Raw genomic sequence first — 8738 nt, 5'->3', positions numbered from 1 at the left:
ACACGGGTTACCGGACTCGCGGGTTTCCTGCAGCTGAAAATGGTGCAGGGATGTCCGTCTTTTCAAGGGCTCAACGATGGGCAAGACAGTCAGCAAACCTGAGCTAAGTGAGATCGTCGGTCGTGATGAACGCACCCTGAGCCGGTGGCAGAACGACGGGATGCCGGTGATTGAGTTCGGGGTGGGGCGCGGCAACGAAAACCAGTACGACACCCAGGCGGTGATTGAGTGGCTGATGCGTCAGGCCGCTTTGAACGGCAAGAAGGAATCCACCCGGGACCGGCTCGACAGGCTGCGCGGCGACCGCGAAGAGCTGGCGCTGGCCAAGGAGTTGGGCGCGGTGGTGATCGAGGCGGAGATGGTCCAGCGGTTCGAGACCGCGATCACTTCAGCCAAAATCGAACTGCTCAACACCTTTCCCGATGAACTGGCTACGACCTTGTCCGCCCACTATGGGGTTGAGGTGGATGAGCAACTTATCCGCGAGCCTGTCGAATCAATACTGAGGAGGCTGTCCGCGTATGACCAGGACGACGATGATCCCGAGTGGGATCCTGACGAGCCGTACGATGAGGAGGGCTCTGAAGAAGACGGCGAGTAACGGCATCCGTCGGGCGTGCCGAAAATGGGCGCCGCCGCCACGCATGAGCATCATCGAATGGGCTACTCGATACCGTTACCTCTCAACCGAAGAGGCGGGCAAGCCGGGCAAGTATCGATTTGACGTTACGCCTCACTTGATCTGGCCTGGTGGTCCGCTGGAGGCACTAGACGATCCGAATGTGTTTGAGGTCGTTGGGCGCAAGTCGGCCCAGGTAGCCTGGACCTCTGGCGTGATGGGTAACGCTATTGGCAAGTGGATCGATCTCGACCCATCCCCAATCCTGATCTTGTTCCCCAAAGCCGAAGCGGCTAAGCAATATGTCGCCGAAAAGCTGGAACCCATGATCGCCGCAACCAAGCGCTTGCGTAAAAAGGTCGATCTGCGCAGCCGCAAGCTGCAGCAACGTCAGGACTTCAAGCGCTTTCCGGGTGGCTTCCTGAAAATGGTTGGCTCCAACAGCCCGTCCAGCGTGAAGTCAACGCCGGTGCCTCGGGTGGCGGTCGAGGAGCCCGACGACTGCAACCTCAACTTGAGGGGGCAGGGGGACAGCATCAAGCTGGCCAAGGAACGTCTCAAGACCTTTCGCCGCTCCAAGATCATCATCGGCGGCACCCCAACCATTAAGGGGCTGTCGGCAATCGATGCAGAGCTGGAGCTGTCGGACAAACGCGTGGGCCTGGTGCCGTGCCACGAATGCGGCCAGGCACACGCGCTGAGCTTCGAACACCTGCACTGTGACGAAGACCCGCATTACTTCCATGAGGTCTACGGCAAGCGACGACCTGAAACGGCCTTCTATGCCTGCCCGCACTGCAGCGCAATCTGGGATGACCACCAGAAGAACGCCAACCTTAAGCATGGGCGCTGGGAGGCAACGGCCGAGTTTCGTGGCATTGCGGGGTACATCCTCAATGAGCTTTACGCCACGTTCTACGGCTCGCGGTTTGAGGTGTTGATGGAGAAGAAGCTGCAGGCGGAACATGCGGCTTCGAACGGTAACCACGGCCCCATGATCGCGTTTACCAACAGTCAGATGGGCGAGTGCTACGAATACAAGAGCAACGCGCCCAAGACCGATGAACTGGAGAAGCGCGCCGAACCCTACGCCGAGTTGACCGCCCCAAAGGGCGTGCTGCTGGTGACGGTCGGTGTGGACGTTCAAGGCGACCGCCTGGCGCTGATGATCGTGGGCTGGGGCAGGGGCGAGGAGTCGTGGCGGTTGTACTGGGGCGAGCTGCCCGGCAACCCCATCGACCCCCACGACCCGGTCTGGTCCGAACTCGACAAGATCATTGCCACGCCTATTCCGGTCGAGGGTGGCGCCCATATCGCGGTCTCGGCGGTCAGCATCGACAGCTCGGACGGCAACACCAGTGATGCGGTGTACACCTACGTTCGGGACCGCCAGCGCTTCAACATCATGGCGATCAAGGGCGCGTCCATCGACAGCCGCGACAGGGAAATCTTCACCAAGCCGGCCCAGTCGGCAGATACCAGCCAGGACAACACCAAGGCCGCCAAGTACGGGTTGCGGGTGTACATCGTCGGTACCCACAAGGCCAAGACGCTGATCGATGGCCGCATGCGTCTCACGGGCAGCGGGCCCGGACGGATGCACTGGTACAGCGAGATCCGCCCGGACTACTACGAGCAGGTCACCAACGAAGTGCTGGCACCGCATCCCCGACAACCTAGCAAGATGGTCTGGCAGAGGAAAGCCGGCCGGCGCAACGAAGCGCTGGACTGTGAGGTGTACGCCTTACATGCGGCCCGCAGCCTGAAGACCCACCTGCTGCGCGACAACGAATGGGACCAACTGGAGCAGCAACTGCTCCAGCCCACCCTCTTTACTACTGAGCAGGCGGTCGCCCCGGTTCCTCGTCGCGCACTTGCTCGCGGCCGAGGGACACGGAGCCGCGTCAGCTAACCGAGGTTCACCATGACTGAAGCACAACAACGCCTTGCGGAAGTACGGGCGGCGATCTCGGCCGTCCTGAAAACCGGCCAGCGCCTGCGCCGAGCGGATCGCGAGGTTCAACTGGCGGAACTCAACAGCTTGCGCCTGTTGGAGAAACAGTACGCCGAACAGGTGGCTAGCGAGCAGGCCGCGCTCAAGGGGCGTGGCCGTAGCCGCGTTTCTTACGTGGGGATCTGATCATGTGGCCATTTCGTACACGCGAGTCTGCACCTGAGCAACTGATGCGCGAGGCTATCCGCGTTGCCAGGGCATCGACCGATGGCCAGCAGATCGTCGCTCAGGGTGGGGGTGGGGGCGTAGAGACCCGCTGGCGCGGTGCCTCCCGCGTGCTGCGCAGCATGGCCAGCTGGATTCCGGGCCTGGGCAGCCCGCGCCGTGACTTCAACCAGAGCGAGCGGCGCATGTTGGTGGCGCGTTCCCGCGATGCCATGCGCAATCACCTGGTTGCCCGGGCGGCGATCACGCGCTTGCGTACCAACGTAGTGGGCACCGGGCTGGTCTGCCGGGCGCAGGTCGACAGCGAGGCGCTGGGTCTGAGTGAGGAGGAGGCGGATGCACTGAACGGTCAGCTAGATCGGTTGTGGTCTTTGTACGCCGACGACCCACGGGAGTGCGACGCGGAGGCGACGTTGAACCACTACCAACTGCAGGCCCTGGTGCTGGTGTCCTCGTTGGTGGCCGGTGATGTGCTGGTGGCCAGCCCGGACCAGGAGCGGGCCGGGTGCATTTTCAGTACTCGGCTGCAACTGATCGAGTCGGACCGGGTCAGCAATCCGAACGGCGGTTTGGACCGAGTCGACCTGGTCGACGGGGTCGAGTTCGATGCTTTGGGGGCGCCAGTCGCTTATCACGTGTGCACCGGTTACCCCGGTGAACACCTGGTGGGCAAGACGCTTGGCTGGGAGCGCCTTACCGCGTTCGGTGCGGAGACTGGCCGGCGTCGTGTGTTGCATGTCCTTGCCGACAAGGAACGGCCCGGACAGAAGCGGGGCATGCCGTACCTGGCACCGGTGCTGGAGCCGCTGCAGAAGCTGGAGCGCTACAGCAGTGCGGAGCTGATGGCGGCGGTGATATCGGCCATGTTCACGGTATTTATCAAGAAAGGCTCCGACTTCTCGGCTGGCAATCTGCCGATGACGGCGCTCTCTGAAGAGCGCCCAGATGGCGACAACACCGCGGACGGTGAGCTGAGTCTTGGCGAAGGTGCTGTGGTCGATCTTGGGGTGGGCGAGGAGCCGGTGGTGGCCAACCCCGGCCGGCCTAACGCGCAGTTTGATCCGTTCTTCACTGCCGTGGTGAAGGAGATCGGTGCCGCCTTGGAGTTGCCGCTGGAGGAGCTGCTGCTGCACTACAGCAGTAGTTACAGCGCTGCCCGGGCCGCAATGCTGCAGGCGTGGCGCTTCTACAGCCTGCGCCGCTGGTGGCTGGCCTGTGACTTCTGCCAGCCCAGCCGCGAGCTGGTGATCGATGAGGCAGTGGCCCGGGGGTTGATTGATCTTCCCGGGTACGGCGACCCAGCCAAGCGCAAAGCGTACTGCCAGGCGATCTGGATCGGTCCGGCCCGTGGTGCCATCGATGAGCTGAAAGAGGCCAATGCCGCCGGCAAGCGCATCGAGATCGGTGTCAGCAACGAAACCCTGGAGACCGCAGCAATGACTGGCGAGCCCTGGCAGCAGGTGTTCAGCCAGCGCGTGCGCGAGGTCGACCTACGTCGCAAACACAACTTGCAGGCCCTGCCCAAGAGCGGGTTGGAAAACCCGCCTGAGCCTACCCCCGAAGAGGAATAGACATGCCGCGAGCACTTGAGCTGGCTGCCTCGCAGCCCTGGCTGATGCTGCCTGCCGCCCTGGATAACCTGCTTACCATCTCTGATCGCATGGGCGATCCGATGGCACTGGAGACCAAACGCGGCGAGCGGCTGGAAAACACCCGTCAGGTCACCCTGCGCAACGGCGTGGCGGTGGTGCCGGTCATTGGGCCGATCTTTCGTTACGCGAACTTGTTCACCGAGATCAGCGGTGCCACCAGTACCCAGGTCCTGGCCACCGACATTCAGCGTGCGCTGGATGATCCGAAGGTCAGGGCCATTGTCCTCAACATCGACAGCCCGGGCGGTGTTGCGTCGGGTATCAACGAGCTGGCGGAAATGATCTTCGCCGGTCGTTCTCGCAAACGCATCGTGTCCTACATCGGCGGCACGGGGGCGAGCGCTGGCTATTGGATCGCATCCGCCGCGAGCGAGATCGTGATCGACGAGGCCAGTCTTGCCGGGAGTATCGGTGTCGTCGTCGAGGCTGTTGTGGAGAACGAGAAAGCCACCGGCCGCACGCGTTACCAGATCGTCAGCCGTGACGCTCCGAACAAGCGGCCCGACCTTTCCACCGAGGAGGGCCGCGCCAAGATTGGCGAAACCATCGACGCTCTGGGCGATGTCTTTGTAAGCAAAGTCGCCCGCAACCTTGGCGTAGACGCCGAGAAAGTCCCCGAGATGGGCGACCACGGTGGGCTGCGTGTGGGCGCCGATGCCGTCAAGCACGGCCTGGCCCACCGCGTGGGCTCGCTGGAGTCCCTGATCACCGAACTGGCCAAGCCGGCCACCACCAACCCAAGGATACACACCATGACCACCGTCAAGACCACGGCCGATCTGCGCGCAGCTCTGGCAGCCGGCACCGACCCGAGCCTCATCGAAATTGCCCAGGCCGACCAACCGGACCTCGCAGCGATTCGTGCCGAGACCGCCACGGCCGAGCGTGAACGCATCAAGGGCATCAACGCCTTGGCCAGCAAGGGTTTCGAGAAGGAGATCGAGGCGGCTATTGATACAGGCAGTTCGGTCGAGGCCACCGCGCTGGTGCTGTTCAAGGCCGCACAGGATCGCGGCATCTCGCTCCAGGGCATCAAGAGCGATGCCCAAGGGGTCACTGGAGCCACCCCAACCGGCGACAGCCAACAGGCCGAACGCCAAGCAGTTGTTAGCGCAATCGTTGCAGGCGCCTCGCGCCGTTAACTGGAGACACCCATGAGCAACCCTAAAAGCGAAACCTATGTGCCGCGCCAGATCTCGGCTGGCGACTTCCCCGTTGTGATGGATACCGGCGTGATCGCTGCTGGCCAGACGCTGCACGCCGGGGCGGTCCTGGGCCAGGTGACCGCATCCACGGAGTACATGCTGTGCAAGGTGGCGGCAGAGGACGGTTCTGAAGACCCAGTTGCCATCCTCGATCAGGACGTCGACACCACCGGCGGTGCGAAGAGCGCGCCTGTTCGTCTGACCGGCCAAGTGCTGGGCAGCCAACTCACCCTGGGCGAGGGTTTGACCCTGGCCGCAGCCAAGGCCGCTCTGCGTCCTTTGTCCATCTTCATTCGCTGAACGGAGTCACCATGACTGACATTTTCGACACCATGACCATGCTGCAAGCGGTCGAGCAGATCCGCACGCCGCGCCGCTTTCTGATGAATACCTTTTTCAACGGCTCCATGCCTGAAACCTTCGGGACCAAGACGGTCACCATCGACATCATCAAGGGCCAACGCAAAATGGCCCCGTTCGTTCACCCCTCGCTGCCGGGCAGCGTTTCGTCGCGCAAAGGTTTTGTTTCTAACACCTACGAGCCGCCCTACATTCAGCCCAAGCTGCCGACCAATGCTGAGCTGATCTTGAAGCGTTCGGCCGGGGAAAACCCTTTCTCTACCCGCACGCCACTGCAACGAGCTGGCGAGCAGTTGGGCAAGGACCTGGTTGATCTCGACGAGCAGATTATCCGCCGCGAGGAGTGGATGTGCGCCCAGGCGTTGACCACGGGTAAGGTCCGGGTCATTGGTGAGGGGGTCGATGACACCATCGACTTCCTGATGGAAGACAGCCACAAGATCACTCTCGGTGCTGGGCGTTGGAATACTTCGGACTCTGATCCGATTGCCAACCTGCGGCAGTGGCAGCGCTTGGTGGCCAAGGACTCCGGCCGCACTGCTGGTGTCGCTGTGCTGAGCGCTGAGGCCCAGGATGCCTTCCAGAAAAATGACACGGTCCTCAAGCAGCTCAACAGTCGCCGGGTGGACATGGGACTGATCAAGCCCGAGTTGTTGCCTGATGGGGTGACTTACCTGGGCTATCTGAATGATCCAGGCATCGACCTGTATACCTACAACGAATGGTACCTGGAGGATGACGGTGGCGAAGAGGCGCCGCTGATCCCAGCCGGTGGTGTGATCCTGGGGTCCACTTCCACGCGCAGCGCCATGCTGTACGGTGCTATTCAGGACCTCGAAGCCATCGAGAGCGGCCTGGTCGAGGCCGCCCGTTTCCCGAAAAGCTGGGTGACTCAGGAACCAAGCGTGCGTTGGCTGAAACTGCAGAGCGCAGCATTGGCCGGCCTGCTGGAGCCGAACGCCTTCATCTACGCCAAGGTGGTGTGACATGGCCGCGAAAGTTGAGTACGTGGTGGTGGACGGCTGCATCCAGGACGGTGGCGAGGTCGTAAAGAAGGGCGAGGTGTATGTGCCACCTAGCACCGAGGTCCGGGATCAGTTGCTCGCTGAGGGCAAGATTGCCAAGCGCGGCAAGCTTGATGCTGACCAGGCCGAGGACAGCTAGCCATGTCGTTCCGGGACCTGGTGGCAGGGATGGATGCGCGCTTGCTGGATGTTCTAGGCGATGAGGCTGTAATCGAGGGCATCGACAGGCCGATCCCCGGCTTTCTCGCTGCGCCTTGGTTACAGCCCAAGTTGGGGCGGATCAATACAGCGCTTCGAGAGCCGCGCTTTGAGATCCGAGTCAGCGATGCGGCGGGCATTACCCCGGGGCGGCGGGTCTTCATTGATCTGCCAGCTCAGGACGGTGGCGGTAGCTATGACCTGGTGAAGCTGGAGCCTGATGGCTCTGGTTGGGTGGCATTGATATTGAGGGTTAAGGCATGAGCTTAGGCAGCTACACACAGCAGTCAGCCCGAGACGCGATGATCACTCTGCAGCTATCGAAAACCGATATGCAGGCCTACAAGGACTTCATTGCGCTGGTACCCAAGGCGGCCGCAGCTGCCCATCGGCGAGCTATCAACAAGACCTTGCGCTGGCTCCGCACGCACATCGCGCGTGCTGTCGGCAGCAAGGAGCGGATCGCAGTCGCCACCGTTCGCCAGCGGTTGCGGGCTTACCCGATTAACAGCAACGGCCAGGGCAAGCTCTGGTTCGGGATCAACCCGATTGAGTCCAGCCGCATCGGGCGTGTACGCCAGAACCGCTCGGGCGTGTCGGTGGCCGGGCGGCGTTATCAGGGGGCTTTCTTTAAGAAGGTCTATGGCGGCCAGGACGATATCTGGATTCGGACCGGCAGCAAGCACTTTGATCCGAATGACTACCCCGAAACGCGGCTGGGGAAACGGCGCTCTGGCTTTATCAATGAGAACGACAACCGGTTTCCTCTGGCAAAGGCCAAGGTGTCACTGGATGACGTGCGCCCAACGTTCGAAGAGTGGGTTAAGCGTGCTGATCAGCGCTTGCTTGAGATCCTTGAGCAAGAGCTGAACTTTGAGCTGCAGAAATACTTGCGAGGTACCAAGAGTGTCTGATGAACCTTTCAGTTTGGACCAGTTGTACAGCGCGATAGAGCAGCACATTCGCGAAGCCATTCCCGGCCTGCAGTTCGTGGGCACCATGCCGGACATGCTCGACCATGTACCCATTCCTGCCGTGGTGATCGAGCTGGTGGAAATGGAGCCAGGGAGTGACCAACTCACCGGTGAGACGGCGCTGGAGGCACGCTTTGAAGCTCGGGTGATTGTTGGGTCTGAACAGGAGCAATGCCAGCAGCAAGCGGCGTTCGTTGCGGCCCAGCTCGCGGTGCTACTGCGCCTGCAGACCTGGGGCGAGGAGGCAGATGCCGCCGAGTTTGTCCGGGCTGCCCAGGACTGGACCCGGCCTGAATTGGATGGGTTCGCGGTCTGGGTCGTGGAGTGGACCCAGGGCATCTACCTGGGCCCCGAGGAATGGCCGTGGCCGGATCAGCCGGCGGGCGTGCTGGAACTCAACCTGGGGGATGATGCCTCGAGCGTTCGCATGACGGGCGAGCCATGAGCTACGTTGCGGCGGCCCATGACCGCATGCTGGCCGGCTTGGTCATCCCTTGCAGCGTGGTCGGCGTGGATCTGGCCGCGG

Annotated in this window: 11 protein-coding genes; all 11 read left to right on the top strand. The window is 62.1% G+C overall.

Annotated features, from left to right (window positions below):
- Positions 1–76 precede the first annotated feature (76 nt).
- From M1B34_RS30995 to M1B34_RS30945, 11 genes are read left to right on the top strand one after another with little or no spacing between them, the layout of a single operon-like run.
- On the top strand, positions 77–601 hold the full coding sequence (locus M1B34_RS30995) for a terminase small subunit (protein WP_268267106.1): 525 nt from the start codon (positions 77–79) through the stop codon (positions 599–601).
- A gap of 43 nt (positions 602–644) precedes the next feature.
- A complete protein-coding gene (locus M1B34_RS30990; RefSeq protein WP_268267105.1) occupies positions 645–2531 on the top strand; it encodes a phage terminase large subunit family protein in 1887 nt (628 codons plus the stop codon).
- 12 nt (positions 2532–2543) lie between these two features.
- On the top strand, positions 2544–2759 hold the full coding sequence (locus tag M1B34_RS30985; protein ID WP_258718233.1) for a hypothetical protein: 216 nt from the start codon (positions 2544–2546) through the stop codon (positions 2757–2759).
- 2 nt (positions 2760–2761) lie between these two features.
- Positions 2762–4369, top strand: coding sequence for a phage portal protein (locus tag M1B34_RS30980; RefSeq protein WP_268267104.1), 1608 nt, complete (start codon positions 2762–2764; stop codon positions 4367–4369).
- Between the two features lie 2 nt (positions 4370–4371).
- A complete protein-coding gene (locus M1B34_RS30975; protein ID WP_268267103.1) occupies positions 4372–5592 on the top strand; it encodes a S49 family peptidase in 1221 nt (406 codons plus the stop codon).
- Between the two features lie 12 nt (positions 5593–5604).
- Positions 5605–5955: a head decoration protein gene (locus tag M1B34_RS30970; protein WP_268267102.1), complete on the top strand. Its 351-nt coding sequence runs from the start codon at positions 5605–5607 to the stop codon at positions 5953–5955.
- A gap of 11 nt (positions 5956–5966) precedes the next feature.
- Complete coding sequence (locus M1B34_RS30965; protein WP_268267101.1) at positions 5967–7001, top strand: major capsid protein; 1035 nt, start codon at positions 5967–5969, stop codon at positions 6999–7001.
- 1 nt (position 7002) lies between these two features.
- The gene (locus M1B34_RS30960) at positions 7003–7179 is read left to right on the top strand and encodes a hypothetical protein (RefSeq protein ID WP_268267100.1); all 177 of its coding nucleotides are present in this window, start codon (positions 7003–7005) and stop codon (positions 7177–7179) included.
- A gap of 2 nt (positions 7180–7181) precedes the next feature.
- Positions 7182–7502 (top strand): head-tail joining protein, encoded by a 321-nt coding sequence (locus tag M1B34_RS30955; protein ID WP_268267099.1) that lies wholly within the window; start codon positions 7182–7184, stop codon positions 7500–7502.
- Positions 7499–8152, top strand: coding sequence for a hypothetical protein (locus M1B34_RS30950; RefSeq protein ID WP_268267098.1), 654 nt, complete (start codon positions 7499–7501; stop codon positions 8150–8152). Before M1B34_RS30955 ends, M1B34_RS30950 begins: the two co-directional genes overlap by 4 nt.
- Positions 8145–8657: a hypothetical protein gene (locus M1B34_RS30945; protein WP_268267097.1), complete on the top strand. Its 513-nt coding sequence runs from the start codon at positions 8145–8147 to the stop codon at positions 8655–8657. The genes M1B34_RS30950 and M1B34_RS30945 overlap by 8 nt, the downstream gene beginning before the upstream one ends.
- Positions 8658–8738 lie beyond the last annotated feature (81 nt).

The organism is Pseudomonas morbosilactucae, assembly GCF_023241715.1.
In the GTDB taxonomy this organism is placed as follows: domain Bacteria; phylum Pseudomonadota; class Gammaproteobacteria; order Pseudomonadales; family Pseudomonadaceae; genus Aquipseudomonas; species Aquipseudomonas morbosilactucae.
The sequence above is the reverse complement of the archived record's forward strand: the minus strand, read 5'-3'. Positions and strand labels throughout refer to the sequence as shown.